This is a genomic window from Anaerofustis sp., assembly GCF_019420015.1.
Classification (GTDB): Bacteria; Bacillota; Clostridia; order Eubacteriales; family Anaerofustaceae; genus Anaerofustis.
This window is the reverse complement of record NZ_JAHZIA010000001.1, coordinates 91096-115701: the sequence shown is the minus strand read 5'-3', so window position 1 is coordinate 115701 and position 24606 is coordinate 91096. Positions and strand designations below refer to the sequence as shown.

At 37.7% G+C, this 24606-nt stretch carries 23 protein-coding genes and 1 pseudogene; 23 read left to right on the top strand and 1 reads right to left on the bottom strand.

Annotated elements, in window-relative coordinates:
* The 20 genes from QZ357_RS00625 to QZ357_RS00530 form a co-directional block, all read left to right on the top strand.
* Nucleotides 1-3160 (top strand): phage tail tape measure protein (locus QZ357_RS00625; RefSeq protein ID WP_366934100.1); only part of this gene is annotated, 3160 nt, incomplete at its 5' end.
* Nucleotides 3157-3807: a hypothetical protein gene (locus QZ357_RS00620; RefSeq protein ID WP_290770678.1), complete on the top strand. Its 651-nt coding sequence runs from the start codon at nt 3157-3159 to the stop codon at nt 3805-3807. The genes QZ357_RS00625 and QZ357_RS00620, both read left to right, overlap by 4 nt.
* Nucleotides 3808-4097: 290 nt before the next feature.
* Entirely contained in the window at nt 4098-5261 is a 1164-nt protein-coding gene (locus QZ357_RS00615) for a phage tail protein (RefSeq protein WP_290770676.1), read from the top strand.
* A 353-nt stretch (nt 5262-5614) separates the two neighbouring features.
* Nucleotides 5615-7090, top strand: coding sequence for a hypothetical protein (locus QZ357_RS00610; RefSeq protein ID WP_290770674.1), 1476 nt, complete (start codon nt 5615-5617; stop codon nt 7088-7090).
* Nucleotides 7091-7195: 105 nt separating this feature from the next.
* Nucleotides 7196-7663, top strand: a complete 468-nt coding sequence (locus QZ357_RS00605; RefSeq protein WP_290770672.1) for a hypothetical protein — start codon at nt 7196-7198, stop codon at nt 7661-7663.
* Between the two features lie 14 nt (nt 7664-7677).
* Entirely contained in the window at nt 7678-9567 is a 1890-nt protein-coding gene (locus QZ357_RS00600) for a DUF859 family phage minor structural protein (RefSeq protein ID WP_039946348.1), read from the top strand.
* An 82-nt stretch (nt 9568-9649) separates the two neighbouring features.
* Complete coding sequence (locus QZ357_RS00595; RefSeq protein ID WP_009269296.1) at nt 9650-10063, top strand: holin family protein; 414 nt, start codon at nt 9650-9652, stop codon at nt 10061-10063.
* Between the two features lies 1 nt (nt 10064).
* The gene (locus tag QZ357_RS00590; protein WP_009269295.1) at nt 10065-10928 is read left to right on the top strand and encodes an N-acetylmuramoyl-L-alanine amidase; all 864 of its coding nucleotides are present in this window, start codon (nt 10065-10067) and stop codon (nt 10926-10928) included.
* A 186-nt stretch (nt 10929-11114) separates the two neighbouring features.
* The gene (locus tag QZ357_RS00585; RefSeq protein ID WP_290770671.1) at nt 11115-11315 is read left to right on the top strand and encodes a hypothetical protein; all 201 of its coding nucleotides are present in this window, start codon (nt 11115-11117) and stop codon (nt 11313-11315) included.
* Between the two features lie 87 nt (nt 11316-11402).
* Nucleotides 11403-11648, top strand: coding sequence for an SHOCT domain-containing protein (locus QZ357_RS00580; RefSeq protein WP_290770683.1), 246 nt, complete (start codon nt 11403-11405; stop codon nt 11646-11648).
* 44 nt (nt 11649-11692) lie between these two features.
* Nucleotides 11693-13486, top strand: coding sequence for a recombinase family protein (locus tag QZ357_RS00575; protein WP_006566225.1), 1794 nt, complete (start codon nt 11693-11695; stop codon nt 13484-13486).
* Nucleotides 13468-15051 (top strand): recombinase family protein, encoded by a 1584-nt coding sequence (locus QZ357_RS00570; protein WP_006566224.1) that lies wholly within the window; start codon nt 13468-13470, stop codon nt 15049-15051. Before QZ357_RS00575 ends, QZ357_RS00570 begins: the two co-directional genes overlap by 19 nt.
* Nucleotides 15044-15184 carry a hypothetical protein gene (locus QZ357_RS00565; RefSeq protein WP_290770670.1) on the top strand — a complete coding sequence of 47 codons (141 nt, stop codon included), beginning with the start codon at nt 15044-15046 and terminating at the stop codon, nt 15182-15184. Before QZ357_RS00570 ends, QZ357_RS00565 begins: the two co-directional genes overlap by 8 nt.
* A gap of 17 nt (nt 15185-15201) precedes the next feature.
* A complete protein-coding gene (locus tag QZ357_RS00560) occupies nt 15202-15417 on the top strand; it encodes a helix-turn-helix transcriptional regulator (protein WP_006566223.1) in 216 nt (71 codons plus the stop codon).
* Between the two features lie 3 nt (nt 15418-15420).
* Nucleotides 15421-17166 carry a DUF262 domain-containing protein gene (locus tag QZ357_RS00555; protein ID WP_006566222.1) on the top strand — a complete coding sequence of 582 codons (1746 nt, stop codon included), beginning with the start codon at nt 15421-15423 and terminating at the stop codon, nt 17164-17166.
* Nucleotides 17167-17183: 17 nt separating this feature from the next.
* Entirely contained in the window at nt 17184-17588 is a 405-nt protein-coding gene (locus QZ357_RS00550) for a DUF6508 domain-containing protein (RefSeq protein WP_006566221.1), read from the top strand.
* Nucleotides 17589-17604: 16 nt separating this feature from the next.
* A complete protein-coding gene (locus tag QZ357_RS00545; protein WP_009269294.1) occupies nt 17605-18735 on the top strand; it encodes a hypothetical protein in 1131 nt (376 codons plus the stop codon).
* A complete protein-coding gene (locus QZ357_RS00540; RefSeq protein ID WP_009269293.1) occupies nt 18728-18925 on the top strand; it encodes a hypothetical protein in 198 nt (65 codons plus the stop codon). Before QZ357_RS00545 ends, QZ357_RS00540 begins: the two co-directional genes overlap by 8 nt.
* Nucleotides 18926-19002: 77 nt before the next feature.
* Nucleotides 19003-19923, top strand: a complete 921-nt coding sequence (locus tag QZ357_RS00535; RefSeq protein WP_290770681.1) for an N-6 DNA methylase — start codon at nt 19003-19005, stop codon at nt 19921-19923.
* A 20-nt stretch (nt 19924-19943) separates the two neighbouring features.
* Nucleotides 19944-21032: a restriction endonuclease subunit S gene (locus tag QZ357_RS00530; protein WP_290770662.1), complete on the top strand. Its 1089-nt coding sequence runs from the start codon at nt 19944-19946 to the stop codon at nt 21030-21032.
* Nucleotides 21033-21226: 194 nt separating this feature from the next.
* Here QZ357_RS00530 and QZ357_RS00525 read toward each other — a convergent pair whose 3' ends face one another.
* Nucleotides 21227-21436, bottom strand: coding sequence for a cation transporter (locus QZ357_RS00525; protein ID WP_290770659.1), 210 nt, complete (start codon nt 21434-21436; stop codon nt 21227-21229).
* Nucleotides 21437-21885: 449 nt separating this feature from the next.
* Between QZ357_RS00525 and aroF the strand changes: the two genes are divergently transcribed.
* The 3 genes and pseudogenes from aroF to QZ357_RS00510 all read left to right on the top strand — a co-directional run.
* The gene (aroF, locus tag QZ357_RS00520) at nt 21886-22899 is read left to right on the top strand and encodes a 3-deoxy-7-phosphoheptulonate synthase (RefSeq protein ID WP_290770657.1); all 1014 of its coding nucleotides are present in this window, start codon (nt 21886-21888) and stop codon (nt 22897-22899) included.
* Nucleotides 22900-22908: 9 nt separating this feature from the next.
* Nucleotides 22909-23970, top strand: coding sequence for a 3-dehydroquinate synthase (gene aroB / locus QZ357_RS00515; RefSeq protein WP_290770656.1), 1062 nt, complete (start codon nt 22909-22911; stop codon nt 23968-23970).
* Nucleotides 23971-24606, top strand: a pseudogene (locus QZ357_RS00510) (3-phosphoshikimate 1-carboxyvinyltransferase); the annotation flags it as partial.

Sequence of the window (24606 nt, the reverse complement as noted above, 5' to 3'; positions counted from 1 at the left end):
GCCAATGGCAAACAGAATCAAAGGTATCACTGTCGAAATTGGCGGTGATACTACCAAGCTGCAGACTGCCCTTAAGGGAGTCAACGGACAGATTAAAAATACGCAGTCTGCATTAAAGGATGTTGAAAGACTTCTAAAACTAGATCCTACAAATACAAATCTGCTTGCTCAGAAACAGAAACTGTTAACGCAGGCTATTGGTGAAACCAAAGAGAAACTTGCTACATTAAAAACTGCCGCAGAGCAAGCAAACGAACAGCTGCAAAAAGGCGAGATTTCACAGGAACAGTACGATGCCCTTCAAAGAGAGATTGCAGAAACTGAGGCAGAACTCAAACGACTGGAATCCCAGGCATCTAAGACTAATCAGACTCTTACAAAAATAGGTGAGGTCGGTTCAAAGGTTGAGTCTTTCGGTAATGGAGTTACGAATGCCGGCAAGAAAGTATCTGTTGCATCGGCAGCGGTAACTGCGATGGGCGGTGCTGCAGTAAAGACTGCCGCTGATTTTGAATCTTCCATGAGCCAGGTACAGGCTACGATGGGAATTACCAAAGATTCCATGTCCAAGGTAAATGGTCAGTCTGTTAATACAATGGATACATTGTCCGACCTTGCAAAGACGATGGGTGCAAAAACAGCATATTCTGCAAGTGAGTGTGCTGAGGCTTTAAATTATTTAGCACTTGCCGGATATGATACACAGCAGATGTGTGACACGCTTCCGATCGTTCTTAACTTAGCGGCAGCAGGTAATATTGATCTTGCATCTGCATCGGATATGGTAACGGATGCGATGTCTGCTCTTGGTATGGAAGTGAAAGATGCCGACAAGATGGTTGACCAGATGGCAAAAACTGCATCAACTACCAACACCTCCGTTGGTCAGCTTGGTGAAGGTATTCTTACAATCGGTGCTACAGCAAAATCCGTTAAAGGCGGAACAGCAGAACTTAACACTGCACTTGGTATTCTTGCAAACAACGGTATTAAAGGTGCAGAGGGTGGTACGCATTTAAGAAACGTTATTCTTTCACTTCAAAATCCTACTGACGGTGCATCGAAACTCATGAATCAATTAGGTGTATCTGTCTATGATTCCGAAGGAAATATGAGGAGTCTGAATGATATTCTTGGAGATTTGAATTCTTCAATGGATGGCATGACCTCCGAAGAAAAAGCAAACATCATCAGCAAGATTTTTAATAAGACCGATCTTTCATCAGTAAATGCACTGCTTGCCAATACAGGGGATACCTGGACGGATTTGCAGACTGCTATTGAAAACAGTGGCGGAGCGGCACAGCAAATGGCTGATACGCAGCTTGATAACTTAAAAGGTCAGCTTACCATTTTAAAGTCGGCAGTTGAGGGATTTGCCATTTCTATCGGTGAAGCACTCATGCCGATGATAAAGAATATCGTGGCAAAGGTTCAGTCTTTCGTAGATTGGCTGAATAACCTTGATGAAGGTACAAGGCAGGTCATTGTAAAGATTGGTCTTTTTGTAGCTGCACTGGGACCGGTACTTGTAATTCTTGGAACGGTCATATCAAAAGTCGGTGTGGCCATGCAGGCGTTCAGTAAGTTTGGTTTGAAGATAACAAGCCTTATTTCTAATGCCGGAGGACTATCCGGTGTTATGGGAAAGGTTGGTGCGGCAATTGGCGGCATCTCCGCACCTGTCGTTGCAGCTTTTATCCATCTATGGAAAACGAATGAGGAGTTCCGTGACAGTATTATTGCTATCTGGAATCGCATCAAAGAAATCTTCAGCGGATTTGCAAAAGGCATCACAGACAGACTCAATGCATTAGGCTTTGATTTCCAGAACTTCAAGGAAGTTGTATCTGCCATTTGGAACGCATTATGCAGTTTCCTTGCTCCGGTGTTTGAAGGCGTGTTTACGCAGATTGCCAATATTCTGGAGGGTGTTCTTGGAGTTATCACTGGAATCCTTGATGTATTTATCGGTATCTTTACCGGCAACTGGTCGCAGGTATGGGAAGGTGTCAAAGGCATCTTCGGTTCGGTTTGGGATTTCATCAAGAATACCTTTACCAACTATATGAATGCAATAAGAAATATTGCAGATGTAGTGCTTGGATGGTTTGGCACATCGTGGAATGAAGTATGGACAGGCATTAAGGATTTCTTTGTCGGCATCTGGACGGGTATTTCCACCTTTTTTACAAACCTATGGGAAGGCATCAAGAATACCGTCCAAACAGGGATTATGTTTATTGCATCTATCCTTGAGGCGGCATTTGACATCATCACTTTGCCATTCCGATTTATTTGGGAGAACTGTAAGGAAATTGTTATTGCTGTTTGGGATGCAATCAAAGAAAAGGTTACAACCGTAATCAATGCAGTTTCGTCCGTTGTCAGCACCGTGATGAATGCTATCAAGACAGTATTTACTACGGTTTGGAATGCCATAAAGTCGGTTGTGACAACGGTGGTGAATGCTATCAAAACAGTTGTAACCACAGTATTTAATGCAATCAAAAACACAGCGACTACAGTATGGAATGCGATAAAGACTGCCGTTACGACTCCGGTTAATGCTATTAAGAATACGGTCAGCACAGTATTTAATGCTGTGAAAAGTACGGTATCCTCTGTGTTTAACAGCATCAAGAGTACTGCCACCTCTGTATGGAATGGAATCAAGTCGGCTATTATTACACCGATTGAGGCGGTAAAAAATAAAGTCAAGAGTGTGGTTGATGCCATTAAGGGATTCTTCTCCGGCATGAAACTGTCACTTCCTAAGATTAAGCTGCCGCATTTCAAAGTGACAGGCAAGCTTTCTATTGCACCTCCGTCCGTACCGCATCTTTCAATTGATTGGTATAAGGAAGGCGGTATCATGACAAAACCGACTGCGTTTGGCATGAACGGTTCTTCTCTTATGATGGGAGGAGAAGCAGGAGCAGAGGCGATACTTCCGCTTTCCGGATTCTATAAACAGCTTGAGTCAATGCTTGACAGCAAACTGAATATGAGCGGTATGGAAAAGTATCTGGCCATTATTGCAGACAATAGTTCTAAGGGAATTTATCTGGAAGATGGAACGCTTGTAGGACATTTGCTTCCGGCCATTGATGACGGACTTGGAAAACAGCAGAAGATAACAAGGAGGCTTGCACTATGATACCGGATATTTATATTGATGATGAATCCATGCTTAAGAATGGATGGGTAAGAGAAACGGTCGATTTTCCGATACCGCAGTCACAGGCAGAAACGGTTACTGTACCAGGACGCAATTCTCCTATCCGATTTAACGAGGCTCTTGGCTTGGTATCTTTCAAACCGAGAGCCTTTACTTTGACATTCTCTATGCTTGGAACAAGAGTAAAGTTTGATGAACTTACTGCCAAGATGAGTAATCGCTATGCCGGAAGACTGTGTAGAGTAAGGACGAGCGAAGAACCAAATCTTTATGCAGTGGGAACTTTGCAGCTGTCATCTTCCTATGATCCGCTTACCGGAAAAGGTCAGCTTGTGATGGAAAGCAGTGATGCAGATTCCTATAGATACCATGTGGATATGACGGAGGTTGTTTTTTCTGGAAGCGGAACAGTGGTGCTTGTAAGTGATTATATGCCTGTAGTTCCTACTGTGATAACAACAGCTGATACAGCACTTTCATGGAAGATAGGAACAGATACTTTTCATAAGACACTGAGCAGCGGTACATGGGTGATTCCGGAGCTGCAGCTAACTCACGGAAATAACAGCATCAAGGTTGAAAGCAGTGGCAATACCACATTCCGCTATAGGGAGGGATGCCTATGAGTGTATTCAAAGTATATGTGGACGGTCAGATTTTTTATCATCCTAATTTATCAAAACTTGCTATTACGCAGGCAGTAGTCAGTGAAGATGCAGAAAACATCGACAGCTTTACACTCTCTGCCCCATTTAATCATCCGTACATTGATTCCATTAAACCGATGGCGTCTGTGATTCAGTGCAAAAAGGATGACGAGGTGGTATTTGAAGGAAGGGCACTTGATGATGGTTCAGATTTTTATAACACTCATACCTGGACTTGTGAATCAGCACTTGCTTATCTGAAGGATACCTTGCAGCCACCTTTTTCATATAAAGGTACGCTGAGAGGATTATTTGAACAGTTTATTTCCGTTCATAATAATAGTGTGGAAAAGCAGAAACAGTTCAAAATCGGGAATGTCACTGTAACCGATGATAATGACTATGTTTCTTACAGCAGTTCCGATTATACCGTTACATTGGATGCTATCAAGAATAAGCTGATAGGTACACATGGAGGTTATCTGCAGGTGCGATATGAAAAAGACGGAAAGTACATTGACTATCTTGAGGACTTCAAATTAAAGTCACTGCAGACCGTAGAATTTGGCAAGAACATCATTGATGTCAAGATTACCAAAGACCATACGGAAAGAGCGACTGCACTGATTCCTCTTGGAGCAAAGAAATCAGTTGTTGACGAAGAAGGCAATGAAACGGAATTAGATGAACGGGTAGATATTACTTCTGTCAATGATGGCAGGAACTATATCTATGATGAACTATCCGTTAAAGAAATCGGCTGGATATGGGTTACGGAAGTCTGGGATGATGTAACACTTCCCGGAAATCTTCTAAGGAAAGCAAAGAGCCGCCTTTCCGATATGACTCAGGGAGTCACAAGCATTGAACTTGTCATTGTAGATGAATCTGATGCAGGTGCGGATATCGGAGATATACGGGCAAGGATGTATGTGGAATGCATCTCAAAGCCACATGGCATAAACGGAACATATCTTGTTGTCAGCAAAACAAGAGATTATCTAAATCCTGCTGGGAATACAATAACGATTGGTGCAAGCGGCATTACATTGACATCGCAGACAGTAAAGCAGGATAAAAACATCTCAGCACTGGAAGATGACCTCCTTGGCAAGACCTATCAGATAGAAAGCATTCATGGGGAGATTGATTCCATCAATGCAAATAAGATGTACAGAACTGAACTTGTTGTGAATGGAGTAAACATCTTCAAAAACAAAGGTCAGAAAAGCACGATGCTGTGTAAGGTCTATTCCTGGGATAAAGACATAACGGATACTTTATCGGCAGAATGCTTTATCTGGCATAGAAAGTCTTCCGATGAAGAGGCAGATGCCGAGTGGGATAAGAACCATATCGGTATGAAACAAATAACGATTACTACCGAGGACGTATATGACAATGCGTCCTTTTATTGTGAAGTAAAAATTTAAGGAGGAATTTTCAAATGGCAACCATTTTAACATCCAGTCAGCAGACCTTTGTTGACATTACGGATCAGAGAAAATTATCGGCATATATTACATCCAATCTTCCGAAGACGCAAAGTGAAGATCCAAATGTACTGCCGCATACTTACGCTCCTAGCTGGGCAAGCACGAATCTTGTACTGACACCTGTGCTGTTCCTTGACCAGACAAATGTATCTCCGACAGCAAGCGGCGTAACGATTTCATGGAAGAGAAAAGATGGTGTATCTTCTGAAACAGCATTGACAAGTGGTGAAACAGTGAAAAATGGAGTATTGACGGTCAATCAGAATAAGCTGTCAGCATCAAGCTCCGGCATGATTACCTACATCTGCTATATCAGCTACTATGATTCTGAAACCAAGAATACGATAAACATTACTGCCGATATTACCTATACCTTGGTGAAGAATGCGGCAAATGCAAAATTATGTACCGTAAGCAGTGACACTTATGTCTTTAAGTATGATACTTCACAGGCTCTTGTTGGTGCATCGCAGGCAACACTTACTGCACAGGTGCAAGGTGTAACTGTTGCCAAATGGCAGTATAAAAACAATAGTGGAACATGGACGGATTATCCGACAACTTCCGATAATACTTCCATTACAGGCGGAACATTGGTAGTAAAGCCTGCCCATAATATTTTTGTAAACAATGTGGCACAGATTAGAGTAACAACTTCAGAGAGTGATGTATTCGATACTATCACAATTACGAAAATCTATGATGGTGCTAAAGGTGATAAGGGTAATCCGGGTTCTGCCGGAACAGGAGGTCTATCTGTTGTTCTTGGAAATGAAACACAGTCGATTGCCTGTACCTCTGCTGGAAAGACAGCAGCTGCAAGTACGATTTCCATTCCTTTTACAGGATATGTCGGTATTACACAGACGGCTTGTACTTGTGCTGTGGGAACACTTCCTGCAGGCATCACAGTCAAAACCAATACAGCATCTACAGCAAGTGCGGCAGGAAAGTTAGAACTATCAGTAGCGGCATCCTCCGACCTTGGAAATGCATCAGTACTTTCAGGTGATATTACACTTACATTCACTATTTCCGGTAAAACCATCACAAAGGTGTTTACATGGACAAAATCCAAAGCAGGAAGCAATGGTGCATCTGCAGTTGTATTTTCTGTTTATGCACCCAATGGAACAATCGTACAGAATCAATCTGGAACTATTCAGCTTGCAACATCTGCCTATGTGGGTTCATCTGTTATTACAAGTGCCACATATCAATGGGCAAAATACTCTGGTGGTTCATGGACGAATATCAGCGGAGCAACAGTGGGTACGCTGACTGTCAGCGGAGCAGACATCGTTAATATTCAGTCCTACCGATGCACGATGACCTATAGCGGAAAGAATTATGTTGATGTTATTACAGTGGAAGATAAGTCAGACCCTTATGTATCGGAGATGCTCTCTATCGGAGGGTATACAGTTAAGAATAATCTTGGTGGTTTAGTACCGTATATTATCGTTCGTACCAATCAGAAAGAAGTGGATCCATTGCTCGGAAATATCAGTGAAACTGCACCATCTACTCCGACAAGCGGAATGTTCTGGTATAAGGTCGACCATACGGCAAAGACAGTAACCTTGATAAAATATAACGGAACAACGTGGGTGAATGCGACAGAAAAGCAGAGCCTTACTTACACCTGGTACGCACAGGATAAAGACGGTAAAGAAGTGACCTTTTCCAAGACGGGTAAGGTCATCTATCTTTCGGCAGAAGATATCGACAGCTTACTTACATTGCAGTGCGATGTTTCAAAATGATGGGAGGTGGTCTGAATGGCACTTCTTACATCATGTCAACATACATTTCAGAGTGTTGCGGCTTATGAGGATGCCTTGGGTGATGTAGAAACACTGAAAGTTCAAGTGCATGAGTGCTACTCTGAGATTACCAAAACATCCAATGAAATATTAAGTTCTGTAAAGGATACCTATATAGAAAAATCTGATATGGAGAAAATTCAGCAGGACTTTCAGACAAGCATTACACAAAACAGCAGTGAGATTCGTATGGACTTCACTGCTGTTACTGATGAAATTAAAAATAACGTGGCTTCAAACCAAGAACTTTTAGAAGAGTACATCAGATTTAAAGGAGCACTTATTGAACTTGGAAAAGTCGGTAATGCATTTACAGCAGAGCTTTCTAATAATGAACTTGCCTTTAAGGAGAACGGACAGAAGATTGCTTACATTTCGAATCAGAGTCTTGTTATTACGAATGCAGAAATTAGAAATAAGCTGTCTCTTGGAAATGACTCTAGGGGATGGTTTGATTTTATACCAAGAACTAACGGAAACCTTTCAATCAAGTGGAGAGGGCCGGCATCATAAAGGAGGATTAATTCATGGCTTCAAGCGGAAGTATCACAACAGGACAAAAAGAAGGCCGTTCCATTACATTATCGTGGACGCTTTCCAGTCAGAATATAGAAAAGAATACATCTACCATTGCCTGGACACTAAAAGGTTCGGGAGGAAGTACTACTTCTTGGGTTATGGCAGGCGGGTTCAAAGCTGTTATTAATGGTACAACGGTATATTCGACTTCAACGGATAATCGTATTAAATTGTATAACGGAACGGTAGTCGCATCCGGTTCAACTACGATTACCCATAACGCTGATGGTACAAAATCCTTTAGCTTAAGCTGTGAGGCGGGCGTTTATTCCTATGCGGTCAGTGTGTCTGCAAGCGGTACACATACGCTCAATACAATTCCCAGAGCATCTTCGGCATCAGCGACTAATGTAAATATGGGTAGTGCTGCAACAATTACGATAAGCAGAGCATCATCTTCTTTTACGCATACATTGACCTATAAATTTGGAAGTGCAACAGGTACGATTGCAAGCAAGACTTCATCAACATCGGTATCGTGGACACCACCTATATCGCTAGCAAATCAAATACCTTCTGCCATATCCGGTACCTGCACAATCACTTGCGATACCTATAGCGGCTCAACGAAAGTTGGGTCAAAGACCTGTACGCATACTTTGACAGTTCCGGCATCGGTAAAGCCTGTTATTGACAATTTGTCAGCAACAAGAGTAGATGGAAGTGTTCCGTCAGCATGGGGAATCTATGTGCAGACAAAATCCAGGGCAACATTAAAAATTGAAGGAGCAGCCGGAAGTTATGGTTCAACGGTAAAATCTTATAACATCAGTGGTGGTGGATATTCTGGAACAGCTTCATCGCTTACAACGGGCTTTTTAAATTCGTCCGGGACGATTACTTTCACGGCAACGGTCACTGATTCAAGGGGAAGAGTATCTGATGCAAAAACCGTGTCGATATCAGTAATTGCCTATTCTGCCCCTAGTTTTTCAAGCTATCAATCACAGAGAGCGACCAGCAATGGAACTGCAAATGATGATGGAACATATGTCAGAGGTCTTCTATCTTACAGCTTTGCATCATGCAGCAGCAAGAATACAGTGACAAGAAAAACAGAATACCGTAAATCCGGCACTGCAGAATGGACGAATGCAAATGTTTCATTTAGCAGCGGTACTGCCTTTACCTTTGGCGGAGGCAGTATTTCAACAGAAACGTCATATGAAATCAGATATACCATTACCGATGCTTTCTCATCCATATCTGTTGTTGATGTGGTTTCAACGGCCGCTGTAGTAATGGACTTCAAAAGCGGAGGAAAAGGCGTAGCCGTTGGCAAGGTGTCTGAAACAGACAACTGTTTTGAAGTATCTGAAAAGTGGGATGTAAAGGTTTATGGAAAGCTGCTTAAAAAATTCATTATGGAACAGATGTATCCAGTTGGAAGTATTTATATGAGCGTCAGTTCCACAAATCCGTCCACTTATTTTGGAGGAACATGGACTGCCTGGGGAACCGGAAGAGTGCCTGTTGGTGTCAATGCAAATGATACAAATTTCGCTACAGTTGAAAAGACCGGAGGTGCAGCAACCGTAATACTTACGACAGCACAAATGCCATCACATACCCATGCAAAAGGTACGCTTGCAACAAATGAAACAGGTTCACATACACATAACCTTAAGAATCAAAAGACAACTTGGGGTGCAAGCAGTGGAAATAAAGTAATTATTGATGCAACATCCGGTTATACAGCCATTACAAACAAGGCAACAACCAGTGCGGGGGCTCACTCTCATACAATTTCCGGTTCAACAGCGTCTGCCGGAAGCGGAAGTGCTCATAACAACTTACAGCCATATATCACCTGTTATATGTGGAAACGCACAGCTTAATATTTATTGCTAGATCAAGCGATTGCTCAAATGGGGGCAGTCGCTTTTTCTATACAAATTTTTAGAAACGGAGGAATTATTAATGAAGGAATTTTGGAACATGATTCAGTTTGTATTTGCCGGAATCGGAGGGTGGCTTGGCTACTTCTTAGGAGGATGTGATGGCTTACTTATCGCTCTCATTTTATTTGCAGTCACGGACTATATCACGGGAGTGATGTGTGCCATCTCAGATAAGAAACTGTCAAGTGCAGTTGGCTTTAAGGGAATCTGCAGAAAGGTGCTGATTTTCCTGCTTGTCGGGATTGCAAACATTCTTGATGTGCAGGTGATTGGTACAGGCAGTGTCCTTAGAACAGCAGTAATCTTCTTTTACATTTCCAATGAAGGTGTGAGCCTTCTTGAAAATGCAGGACATTTGGGACTTCCTATCCCGGTAAAAATCAAATCAGTATTGGAACAGCTCCATGACAGAGCAGAAAGTGAGGAAAAATAATATGGCTTATACAAACAGCAAAATGGTGTCCTACACCAAACTTAGTCCGAACCATTCCGGACAGAGAACACATTCCATTGATAGAATCACACCGCATTGTGTGGTTGGTCAGTGCAGTGTAGAAACTTTAGGAAATATTTTTGCACCTACTTCAAGACAGGCAAGCTGCAACTATGGTATCGGACCTGATGGCAGAGTCGGAATGTATGTAGAAGAGAAGAACCGCTCTTGGTGTTCATCTTCTAATGCCAATGATCAGAGAGCCGTCACGATTGAGTGTGCATCCGATACAAAACATCCATATACGATGAACAGCACGGTATATGCAACTCTTATCAAACTTTGCACAGATATCTGCAGAAGAAATGGCAAAAAGAAACTTTTGTGGTTTGGAGATAAAAACAAGTCACTGAACTATTCGCCAAAATCTGATGAGATGGTACTTACAGTTCACAGATGGTTTGCGAATAAGTCCTGTCCGGGAGACTGGCTTTATTCAAGACTTGGTGATCTTGCTGCAAAGGTTACTGCGGAACTAGGCGGTTCATCTTCCGGTGGAACTACAGCGACAGGATTGTACCGAGTAAGAAAGACTTGGGCAGATGTCAAATCACAGAAGGGCGCATTTAAGTCATTGGAAAATGCAAAGAGATGTGCAAAGGCAAATCCTGGATATTCTGTATTTGATACAAATGGAAAAGTAGTATATGGAACTTCTGCCTCAAGTACCAAAACGGTAGACGAGCTTGCAAGAGAGGTCATTCAAGGCAAATGGGGTAACGGAGCAGATAGAAAGAACAGACTTACCAAAGCCGGATATAACTACGATGCCGTGCAGAAGAGAGTGAATGAACTCTTGAGATAACTGAATAACTCAGCAATCATTATGCCCGTTGGAGATTAATTTCTCTGACGGGCATTTTTTTGCGTGAAAAGTTAAAATTTGAGCCATTTTCTTTGCCTGTTACTTAGGAGGTGGTTCTACTTATGAACGATATGAAAAAATCACAAATTATAAATATGAGGGCAGAAGGTCTTGGATATAGAGTAATTGCAAAGGAACTTAATATTTCAGAAAACACCATCAAGTCTTTCTGCCGTAGAAACAACCTTGCTAAGTCAGAAACAGTTGTGCCAGCAACAATTCCTAATTGCTCATCAGAGAAAGTCTATTGCAAGAATTGTGGAAAGGCGGTGCCACAGAATGATAAGAGAAAGAAAAAACAGTTCTGCTCAGATAAATGCCGTATGACGTGGTGGAACTCTCATCGTGAAGAAGTTCATCATAAAAATATAACGACAAAGGTATGCCCAGGTTGTCATAGGAAGTTTCAAGTGTATGGAAAGGTTGATAGAAAGTACTGTTCCCATGCTTGCTACATCACCGACAGATTCGGAGGTGGAAGCAATGAGTAAGGAGCAGATGAAACAGGAAAAGCTGTATCAGATAACCATGAGTATAGCAAAAAAGATGCTTGATGATGGACTTATAACTAAGGAAGAGTACACCATAATTGATACAAAAATGCAGGAAAAATATCAGCCAACTTTGGGTACATTATTTGCCGATATTGACTTGATATAAGTGGGCTTTAGAGTGATATATGTGTAAGGAAGGAGGTTGATTTCATGCGTACAATTACCAAGATTGAGAGTACGATACCAACTATAAAGAAAAGAAAAAAGGTTGCTGCATACGCTAGAATTTCAATGGAATCAGAGCGAATGAATCACTCGCTTTCTGCACAGATAAGTTACTACAATGATTTCATTCAAAAGAATCCGGACTGGGAATTTGCTGGAGTATATGCCGATAATGGTATCAGCGGAACAAGTACAGTCAAGCGTGATGAGTTCAGACGAATGATTGCAGATGCTGAGCAAGGAAAAATTGATATTATTCTTACAAAGTCAATACAGCGATTTGCAAGAAATACAGTGGATTTGCTTGAAACAGTAAGACATCTAAAAAATTTAGGAATTGAGGTCAGATTTGAAAAAGAGAATATCAATTCTTTAAGTGGTAATGGAGAGTTGATGCTTTCCATACTTGCTTCTTTTGCTCAAGAAGAGAGCCGTTCTATATCGGATAATGTGAAGTGGGGCATTCGTAAAAGGATGCAGGAAGGTATGCTAAATGCAAGTGGACACTTCAACATCTACGGATATGAATGGCAAGGAGATGAGTTAATCATTGTTCCGAAAGAAGCAGAGGTGGTAAAGAGAATTTATCAAAATTTTCTTGATGGAAAATCAAGACTGGAAACGGAAAGAGAACTTGAAGCTGAGGGTATTCGTACTAGGCAAGGCTGCGTGATGAGAGATTCTAATATCAAGAAGATATTAACCAACATTACTTATACGGGTAACATGCTTTTTCAGAAGGAATTTATATCAGACCCCATCAATAAAAAGCGTAAGCAAAATCGTGGAGAATTGCCACAGTATTGGGTGGAAGATACCCACGAGGCAATTATTGACCTTGAGACATTTCAGTATATACAAGATGAAATGGCAAGACGCAGACAGCTGGGAGCGTTGGCAAATAAGAGCCTTAACATTTCTTGTTTTACGGGAAAGATTAAATGCCCTTACTGTGGTGTCAGCTATATGCATAACACCAGAAAGCCACGAACTCCAAACGGAAAAAGATTAGAGTTTTGGGTATGTGGTTCAAGAAAGAAAAAAGGCGGACACTGCGAAGTAGGAGCAAGTATTAACCAGGATAATATGAAAAAGGTTCTTGCCGAGGTTCTAGATATTGATGAATTTGATGATGAAGTTTTCCTTGATAAGGTAGACTTTATCAATGTTCCAAAGAGGTATACTCTGGAGATTCATTTGCAAGATGGAACTATTGTTACTAGGCCTTGCGAGAATACGGGTCATCAAGATTGTTGGACTAAAGAATATCGAGATAAGGTGTCTAAGCAAAGAAGAAAGAAGAATACAAATCCAAAAGGTGCATCGGTATTTACAAGTAAATTAAAATGCAAGCATTGTGGCTGCAATTATAGGCGATGCACTCAGCCATCAACTTCATCGGAAGATGGCAAATTTTATTATTGGCGATGTGCTGAAAGAACCGCTTGTAAGGCACAAGGACTAAGAGAAGATTTTTTGAAATCTCAGCTTGCAGAAGTTCTCGGAATGGCAGAATGGGACGAGAAGGTTTTTGCAGAAAAAGTAGAGCAAATAAACATTGACGGCTATCAGCTAGAAGTTGTTGGAAAAGATGGAATAGTAACACCGATGACCTTTGAACCACCGAAGCGTGGCGGCAGGCATTGCTCAGAAGAACAAAAAGAACATATGCGACAGATTATGAAAGAAAAATGGACACCGGAGCGTAAGGCCGAGATGAGTCAGCGTATGAAAAATATGAGGAAGGAGCGTGGCAGAAATTGGCGAAAAGAAAAGTAACGCAAATACCTGCAACCATCAATAAATTTACTGCCAAGCCTGTGGACAGTAAGAAAAAACGAAAGGTTGCAGGATATGCCCGTGTAAGTACAGACCATGAGGATCAAACTACAAGTTATGTTGCACAGGTAGACTATTATACAAATTATATAAAAGGCAGAGATGATTGGGAATTTGCTGGACTATATTCTGATGAAGGAATCAGTGCAACAAATACGAAGCATAGAGATGGCTTCAATACTATGATTGCTGATGCGCTTGCCGGAAAGATTGACCTTATTATTACAAAGTCAGTCAGCCGATTTGCAAGAAATACTGTTGATTCCCTTTCTACCATCAGAAAACTAAAAGAACACAATATTGAATGCTACTTTGAAAAAGAGAACATATGGACGTTTGACAGCAAGGGAGAACTACTACTTACCATTATGAGTTCTCTTGCACAGGAAGAAAGTAGATCCATTTCGGAGAATGTCACATGGGGACACAGAAAGCGTTTTGCAGATGGAAAAGTCAGCTTTGCCTACAGCAGATTTCTCGGCTATGATAAAGCCCCAGATGGCAGTCTTGTAATCAATGAGGAACAGGCACAAACGGTAAAACTGATTTATAAGCTATTCTTAGATGGACTTACAATGCATTCCATAGCAAATGAATTGACAAAGAGAGGATTGAAAACTCCTGCAAGTAAAGATAACTGGAGCCAGTCAACAGTTCGCAGTATTCTAACTAACGAAAAGTATAAGGGTGATGCACTTTTGCAGAAGTCGTACACAGTGGACTTTCTTACGAAAAAGACTAAAACCAATGAGGGTGAAGTCCCACAGTATTATGTAGAAAACAATCATCCGGCAATTATTGAACCGGAATTATTCGACTTAGTACAAGCTGAAATTCAGCGAAGAGGCAAAGGAAGTACAAGGTACAGCGGAGTGTCAATCTTTTCTTCCAAGGTGCAGTGTGCTGAGTGTGGTGGTTGGTATGGCAGCAAGGTTTGGCATTCTAACGATAAATACAGGAGAATTATTTATCAGTGCAATAACAAGTTCAGGCACAAGACCGGATGCTCAACTCCACATTTGACGGAGTTTGAAATCAAAGAATATTTTGTAAAGGCGATGAATCAGCTTATTACAGAAAAAGCAGAAATCCTTGATAATCTTCAACTGATACGAACTACACTTTGTGACAAGGCAGACCTTGTTAAAAAGAAAGAATCCTTGGAAGAAGAGATAGCTATTGCGGTGGAAATGACGCAGAATATTGTAGCGGAGAATGCGAGAGTGGCTCAGAACCAGGACGAGTACAACAAAAAGTATAATTCCTTGGTAGAGCGATACAATAAGCTAAAAGAAGAATACGATACTGTCTGTACTACAATATCTGAAAAAGATGCTAAGTACGAGCAGATGGGTAGATTCATCACAGTTCTCAACGGACAATCGGAACTGATAACCGAATTTGACGAGGCACTTTGGAGCAGCCTTGTGGAAAAGATTGTCGTAAAAAGCAAGGAAGAAGTAACAGTAGTTTTCAAGGACGGGACAGAAATTAAAGTTGAATAAATACAGTAGAGTTGCACTCAGACCTGTTGGTCTGGGTGCTTTTTCTGTTTACGGAAATGTAACATTTCAGCAATTGAAAAATTACGCATTATATGTTAGAATAAATTATCTTATTTGTGCAATAAATTCATAAGCACGAGGAGAGTGAATATGCTAAAGAACAATATAGAAGTAGATGTAAAAGTTAAATGTATAGAAAACGGAATTACACAGGCTCAGCTTGCAGAGAAATCCGATACATCAAGTCCATATGTTAATCGAATTATCAAAAAGAATGATGGTGTTGTTAACAAGACATTCATTCGTATGATGGAAGAACTTGGATATGATGTTGAGCTTACTTATGTGAGGAAAAAGGAGGAATAAATAATGGCTTATGAGTCACCATTAACTATAGCAGAGGTTGTAAGGGATATATCAGCTAATAAGTATGTACTCCCATCGATTCAAAGAGAATTTGTATGGAATACTTCACAGATAGAGAGACTTTTTGATAGTGTAATGCAAGATTATCCGTTTGGTGCATTCTTGTTTTGGGAACTTGATAGAGAACAGAATACTCTTTATGAATTTTACTCTTTTTTACAAAATTATCATGAAAAAAATGCTAGACATAATCCAAAAGTGAATCTTACAGGAAACGATAATGTGATGGCGGTTTTAGATGGACAACAGAGGCTGACATCTATATTTATTGGATTAAAAGGCACATATGCATATAAAATGCCATTCAAACAATGGAAAAATGAATCTGCATTTCCGGAAAGAAAACTGTATTTAAATATAGTGGAACCTGCAGACAGTGAAACAGATAAATATGAATTTTCATTTCTTACAGCAGAAGAAGTGGAGAATGACAATAGTCACTATTGGTTTGAAGTAGGAGATATTCTAAATATGACCGAATTAGGTGATGTCATGGATTTCCTTATGCAAAATATTGCATTTTCAGGTATTTATACAAAGGAACAGAGTGTTTTTGCAAATGCCACATTGTCGCAGCTATTTAAGGTAATACATACACAACCAAGTATCAGCTATTATAAGGTTAGATCTAATGAGTTGGATAAAGTACTCCAAATTTTTATACGAGTAAATAGTGGTGGCACAGTGCTTAGTTATTCTGATCTTTTGTTATCCATTGCTACTGCACAGTGGGAAACTTTAGATGCCAGAAAAGAAATTACAGAGTTTGTTGATTATATTAACGCTATTGGTTCAGGGTTCAATGTAAATAAGGATTTTATTTTGAAAGCAGCGTTAGTTCTTACCGGATTCAGTAATATTGCATTCAAGGTAGACAACTTTAACAAGCAGAACATGCTCATGATAGAGCAGAATTGGCATACAATTAAGACATCAATCACTCAAGCATTTCTGCTTGTATCAAGTTTTGGATTTTCAAGAGATAGTTTGAAATCCAATAATGCGGTTATTCCAATTGCATACTACCTTATGACGATAGGTAATCCAAATAATTTTGAGGTTTCATCAACAACTGTAAGCAATAGAAAGAAAATAAAGAAATGGCTCACAATGTCCTTAATAAAACGAACCTTCAGTGGTCAACCAGATAATGTTCTTAGACCTTTGCGTGAAATTATAAAATCAAATGGAAACAAAGAATTCCCACTGGATGAGATTATTAACAAGCTGAGGGGAACAAGTAAAACTATTGTATTTACGGATGATGATATTGAAAACTTGTTAGAACTTCAATATGGAAGAGCAGATACCTTGATGGTTTTGATGATGTTATATCCTTCTTTGGATTACAATAATAAGTTTCATATTGATCATATATATCCAAAGAGTAAATTTACAAGAACAGCTCTAGGGAAAAGAGATGTGCCAACTAATCAAATTGATGAATATATAAATCAAGTAAATGATTTAAGTAATCTTCAGATGCTTGCAGCCATTCCGAATATAGAAAAACAAGATAAAGATTTTTCTGACTGGTTTGAATCCAATTACCTAACTGATACAGATAAAATCCAATATAGAAAAATAAATTATCTGCCGGAGATGGATTATACTTACGGAAACTTCATTAAGTTTATGGAAGAGAGAAAAAAATTATTGAGGAAACAATTGGAAACAGAATTGCTTTAATGAAAGGGTGATAAATTGTGTATGAGAGTTTAATAAAGTACTTACCGTTGTTATCAAGTGATGGTATAGGTGACTGGGTAATTGATAAAGAAAATGATGGAACATCTGAGCATCCTATCCAAATGCCATATGTGAATTACTCAAAAATGGTGCATCAGTTTATTGACGATCTTTATTCATTTATTGATAAGCATCCAGAAATGAAATTGAATCATTATTCAGATATTCTTAATGAGAATGGAATCAAATGGGAATCAAAATCTATGACTGATGCATTAGTAGATGATTTGGATGGAAAATGTGTAATGGCATTACTTGTAGGAGCTGTAAGAGCAGAGAGATTTTGTGACGGTGCTTTATTATCTCTTTTTAAAGACGGAACTATTGCAAAATGGCTCAAAAGACTAAATGAACTTAATTAATGTGGAGAAATATTCTATGAATGAAAATGATAAAAAAGATGAATTGGAAAATATTCCACATAAGATTATAGCTGAAAGAAAGCCGCTTGTAATATTTAAAACTGACGCAGATATTTATGGTAGAAACATATCAGAGATGAGTAATTTCTTTGATGGATATGTTCAAAAAATGTCCCTTGCTATTCGTGAGTCAGATGGACTACAAGTAATAACGGATTTACCCTTTTCAGATTTAAATTTAATAGGCGAGGCAATAAATAAAGCAGATATTATTATAAACGGAAATGTTACATTGTTGCCGGATTTCGAGAGCTTGCCTTCAGATGTACGAAGTAAATTGAAAAAAGGAGTATACTCTGTTGGTGAATCAAAGCAAGTAGATGGAAACATGAGAGCAGTAATACTTGACGAGAATGGAGTTCGAGTAAAAGATATTACACTAAAAAAGGCCCTTAATAGTCCTGCTAATATCGAAACTATGCGCAGTATAGGTAATCAGCTACAGATGAGGCAGATTTATGCCAAGTTGTCAGATATCGAAGAATTTCAGACATATCAAATTGAAAGAGATCGTGACAGAGATATTATTGTTCCATTTTTAGATGCTCGATCTCTTGTCCTTGAGGCAGCTACTAAAGAGTCTGAAACTGAAAGAGTACAAATGCTTAAAGAGGCTGATGGCAAAATTCGTTCAGCTTTGAATTCTGTTTATCGTGATATTGAAACAACATCAAAAAGCTTTGCTAAAAGAGTTAATATACCATTCTTAGGATTTGGAAAACAAATTAATACATATATGAGTTATATTTCTGATGACTTACAGATTGCAACCAAATATGTAGGAGTGAGGATGCAAATATTAGAGTATTTGGGGGAAAGCAAAACAGCCAAAACTATTTTACAGCAATTCAACCATACAATGCTTGATTTTATAGAAAAACCAATAACCAGAAAGGGATTATCTGCAGCAACTCTAATGCAGGACTATTTTCCGTATAACAATGAGAATGTTGATTGTTGGTATAAGTTTTCTAAAGAGATGAAACCAGCAATAGAATCAAGCATGAAGCAATTGGAACTTGAAACGAAGGATTATAACAATCAAGAGATATATGTAGTATCCGTGGAGGATGGAAATAATGAGTGAGAATCTAAAAAAATGTAAAGTATGTGGTAGAACAATCACTGATAAAAATAACGTAACTGGTTTGTGCCCTAAGCACCAAAAAGCTGCAAATACGGGAGCTGCTGCAGTTGGGCTAGCTGGTTTAGGATTTGCCATCAAAAAGTTTGGTCCTAAAATGGCCAAAGCAGCTTTGAAAATTATTAAAAAATAATTTTTGGAAAAGGAGGCCTCTTGTATGGTCGCACAAGTTAATCGTTCAATAATGCACCCTATGCATACCGTTCATTGGTGCAATGGTTCGATTGTATCAATTTTGTAAGGGCAATAGATTTAGCAACAGGAAGCGCAGGTTTTCTTATTAGCAGCATGGAGTTAATGATAGCATGTGCTGAAAGTAAGTATGGAAAAGATACTACTAGAGCAAAAGAAAAGATTGAAGAAATTAAGAAAAAACGATTATTAGGGGTTGAATTGAATGCGGAAATGTATACTTTAGCTGCAACTAATATGATTCTTAGAGGAGATGGTTCAAGCAATATTCAAAAGGGAAATACATTCAAAACCCCTGAAGAACTTTACATTAATTTTAAAGCGGATAGAATTTTGTTAAATCCTCCATTTTCTTTTGAAGAAAATGGTATGCCTTTTATTGCATTTGGACTCGATAAAATGGAAAAGGGCGGATTAGGTGCAATTATCATTCAAGATAGCGCCGGCAGCGGTAAAGCCACAAAAAGCATTAAAGATATCTTGAAAAAGCATACATTGCTTGCAAGTATTAAAATGCCGGTTGATTTATTTATACCAATGGCAGGTGTTCAAACAAGTATATATATTTTAGAAGCGGGAATCCCACACGATTTTGAAAAAACCGTTAAATTTATTGATTTTAGAAATGATGGTTATAAAAGAACAAAAAGAGGTTTATATGAAGTTGACAGCCCAACGGAGAGGTACCAAGATATTATTAAAATATATAAGGCAGGTAAATCTGCTAAAATAAATGAAGGTTTATGGGATTTAGATGAAATTTACATAGAAGATTTTATATCTGATAATGGGGACGATTGGAATTTTGATCAACATAAAGTGATTGATACAAAACCAACATTGGAAGATTTTAAAAAGACCGTAAGTGATTATTTGGCTTGGGAAGTATCAAATCTACTTAAAAATGATACTAAGGAGGAAGAATACTCAAAAAAATAGATGCCTCACTCAATGAAAAGTTGGCGAATGTTGAGTGGGGCGAATATAGAATTGGCAACTTATTTGAAAGCTCAAATGGGGATTTTGATATTCAAAAAAATCATATAAACAACAAAGGGGAATATGTAATTACTTCTGGATTAACTAATAATGGAGTTTTAGGTAAAACAGATGTAAAGGCTAAAATATTCAATAAAGGTACTATTACTATCGATATGTTTGGTTGTGCATTTTATCGTAATTATGATTATAAAATGGTGACTCATGCTAGGGTGTTTTTCCTAAAACCTAATATTGATATTAGCGAAAATCAATGTATGTTTTTGTCGATTTCCTTACAATATTTGAAAAATTATTTTGGCTATGAAAATATGTGTTCTTGGTCAAGGATAAAAGATATGACTATTAAGTTACCAACAAAAAATAATCAAATAGATTTTAATTTCATGGAGTCTTTTGTCTCTGAACTAAAAGCTCAGCGTGTTGCTGAACTGGAAGCGTATTTAATTGCTAGTGGTTTAGATGATTATGAATTATCAAATGATGAAAAACAAGTTATAGAACAATTTAGAAGTGGAAACATTGACTTTTTTGAATTCGAATTTAAAGATATTTTTGAAAATATTAAACAAGGAAGAAGATTAAAGAAAAACGATCAAATTCCGGGAACAATACCATTTGTGATGTCTGGGACAACTAATAATGGAGTTGTTGGTCATATTTCAAATCCTGTTGCGCAGTTTCCTAAAAATTCTATAACAATAGATATTTTTGGTAATACTTTCTATAGAAATTATGACTATGGCGCAGGCGATGATACGGGTGTTTATTGGAGCAACGAAGAATATATTAAAGAAATAATGCTATTTTTTACTACCGCAATGGCTAAAGCTGTTCATAATAAATTTTCTTATGGTAAAAAATTAAGGAGTTCTCAAAGTTTGAATTTTAAAATGTTATTACCTCGATTAAATGACGAACCCGACTATGAGAAAATGAAAAACTTAATTACAGCGATTCAAAAAATGGTTATAAAAGATGTTGTATTATATACTGACAGAAAAACTCAGGAAACAAAAGATATTATATTTGTAAATACAAGTAAATGAATATAGGGGTATAAGTGTACTTTTAGAAAATAAATTATATAGTAATTAATTATTAGATGCTGATGTTGCAGACATATCAATCACTAGTATTGAATAAATATAGATTGAATAAAACTTATAGATAATACATCAAAAATAAATTAAGTAAAACATTCTTAAAATAAAAAAGAGGGGAGATCCCTCTTTTTATTTTATTATGAAACAACTTCATATCCCTGGTCTGTTATGATTTTTGAAAGCTCTTCTATATTTGTTTTATTTTCGTCAAATTTTACTTCAACGATACTCTTTTTGGCGCTTGCTTTTGCCTTTTTTACTGATTGATTTTCTTTTAATGCGTTAACAACTCTGTTTTCGCAGTGAGAACAAGACATTCCGTTTACATTTAATATTACTTTAGTCATTTTTTACTCCTTTTTATTTTTTATAACAAAGTTTATTTTAAACTATGTATTTTCTTTTATAATTTATATTTATTATCTTTAAATATCACTGATAATATTATATATCAAAAAAGAATAAAATAACAGAGGAGTGAAAATATTTGAAAAAAACTTTATAAATTTACTAAATTTTCTTGACATTTAATCTTTCGGGGTGTATTATATCAAACAAGAATACACAGGAGAAGAAAAAATGAAAGGTTTAAAAGAACTTAACAGCTTTAAATTTTATAACTTTTTTAGCTTTGCAAACTATTATTTTTTTGCAGGTTCTTTTTCATGTACAGTTTAGCCTTTTAGTGAGTATCAACTTTTATGTATTAAAAATTTATGTAAAAAATATTAGGGAACTCATTAAAAGGAGTTCCCTTTTTTATTTTACGAATATTAAATATTAAGGAGAAAATAAAATGATAGTAGTATTACAACCTAATTCAGACAAGCTTGAAGTTGCCAAATTGGTGGCACAGATTGAAAGCAGAAATTTAAAAATTCAACCTATCGAAGGTCAAGATCTTACGGTTCTCGGTCTGGTAGGCGACACATCAGTATTGGATGCAAAAACTTTGGAAGCAAACAGTGTGGTAAGAAGAGTTCTTCATGTTGAAGAGCCATACAAAAAAGCAAACAGAATGTTTCATCCAAACGACAGTCAGATAAAAATCGGCGATAGTGTGATTGGCGGTGAAAAACTGGCAATAATTGCCGGACCTTGTTCGGTTGAAACGAGAGAACAGATTACCGAAGTTGCGAGAGATGTAAAAGCTTCAGGTGCAAACTTCCTCAGAGGTGGTGCATTTAAGCCAAGAACTTCTCCTTACGCTTTCCAAGGTCTTGGATACGATGGACTTGAACTTTTAAAAGAAGCAAGAAAAGAAACCGGGCTTCCGATAGTTACTGAACTTATGTCTACAAATGACTTGGAAAAATTTGTCGAAGATGTTGATGTAATTCAAATCGGGGCAAGAAATATGCAGAATTTCGATTTATTAAAAGAACTCGGTAAAATAAGAAAACCTATTTTGTTAAAAAGAGGTCTAAGTGCCACAATAGAAGAACTTTTGATGTCTGCCGAATACATCATGGCAGGAGGTAATGAAAATGTAATTCTTTGTGAAAGAGGAATAAGAACATTTGAAAATTACACAAGAAATACCCTTGATTTAAGTGCTATTCCTGCAATTAAGAAATTAAGTCATTTACCAATAATTATTGATCCTTCACATGCAACCGGGAAATGGTGGATGGTAGAATCATTGGCAAAAGCCGCTGTAGTGGCAGGAGCAGACGGACTTATAATAGAAGTTCACAATGATCCTTTGAATGCGCTTTGTGACGGACAGCAATCACTTAAACCTGAAGCATTTGATGATTTGATGAAAGATTTGAAAAAATTGGCGCCGATAGTAAACAGAACAATATAGGAGATACAAATGAGCAAGACACTTCATGTTAATCTCGGTAAAAATTCTTATGATATAATAATTGAAAAAGGACTTATAAACAGAGCCTCTGAAGAGATAAGAAAAGTTTATAAGGGTAATAAAATATTTATAATTACCGACGATATCGTAGCGGGATTATATCTTGATAAAGTAATTGAAAATTTAAAAGAATCCGGCTTTTCGGTTGATTATATAATTATGAAGAACGGAGAAAGCAGTAAATCACTTTCTTCGTTGGAAGAGATATATAATGCGTTGATTGACTTTAAAGTAACCAGAAAAGATATGATTGTTACTTTGGGAGGCGGTGTTATAGGTGATTTGGGCGGTTTTGTAGCCTCTACTTTCTTAAGAGGAGTTGATTTCATACAAATCCCGACTACTCTTCTTGCACAGGTAGACAGTTCTGTGGGAGGAAAAGTTGCAATAGATTTAAAGAGAGGGAAAAATCTTGTAGGTAGTTTTTACCAGCCTAAGCTTGTTTTGATAGATACTGATGTTTTGAGGTCTCTTGATGAGAGAACTGTAAGAGACGGTTTGGCAGAAGTTATCAAATACGGTCTTATATTTGATAAAGATTTTTTCGATTTCCTTTATTCTTTGGATGGTATTTATGATATTTTTGATAATATAGAGGACATTGTTTATACCTGTTGTAATCATAAGAGAATGATTGTTGAAGAAGACGAGAAAGACACAGGAGAGAGAATGAAGTTAAATTTTGGTCATACTCTTGCCCATGGTATAGAAGCATATTATAATTATAAAAAGTATACTCACGGAGAAGCCGTTGCTATAGGTATGTATGAGATAACGTCTTATGCCGAAAAAAAAGGACTTACTCCAAAGGGTATAAGTGAAAAGATAAAAGAAATTCTTTTAAAATTTCACATGGAATACGATATAGACGCAATATCAAATGATGATATACTTTCTCACGTTTCGGCAGACAAAAAGAACGAGGGAAGTGTATTGAATCTAATACTTTTAAAAGATATAGGAAAGTGTTATATTTATAAAACCAATACAGAATTTTTTAAGGAAAAATAAATGGATAATATTTTAATAAAACCAACCAAATTGTCGGGAGAAGTTATGATCCCTCCATCAAAAAGCATGGCTCACAGAGCAATAATATGTGCGGCACTTTCAAATGGGAAATCCGTAATAGACAATATAGATTTGTCAGATGATATAAGGGCAACAATAAATGCCGTAAAAAATATGGGTGCGGATATTTCCATAAAAGACCGTAGAGTTGAAATTTGCGGAATATTTAAAAACCCTGTTAAGGATGATTTTGTAATTGATTGTAACGAGTCAGGGTCTACTTTAAGATTTTTTGTTCCCATAACAATGCTTTTTGATGTAAAAAAGACTTTTATAGGTAAAGGAAACCTCGGGAAAAGACCTCTTGATGTTTTTTATAATATATTTGATAAACAAGGAATAGAATATTCTTATGCGAAAGATATTTTAAATTTATCGATAAAAGGAAAACTAAAACCGGATGTATTTAAGGTTAGGGGAGATATAAGTTCTCAGTTTATCACGGGGCTTCTTTTCGCTCTTCCTCTTTTAAATGACGATAGTAAAATCATAATAACTTCAAAACTTGAATCGAAAAGCTATTTGGATTTAACTCTTTCAATGCTTGATAAGTTTGGTATAAAAATCGAAAATAAA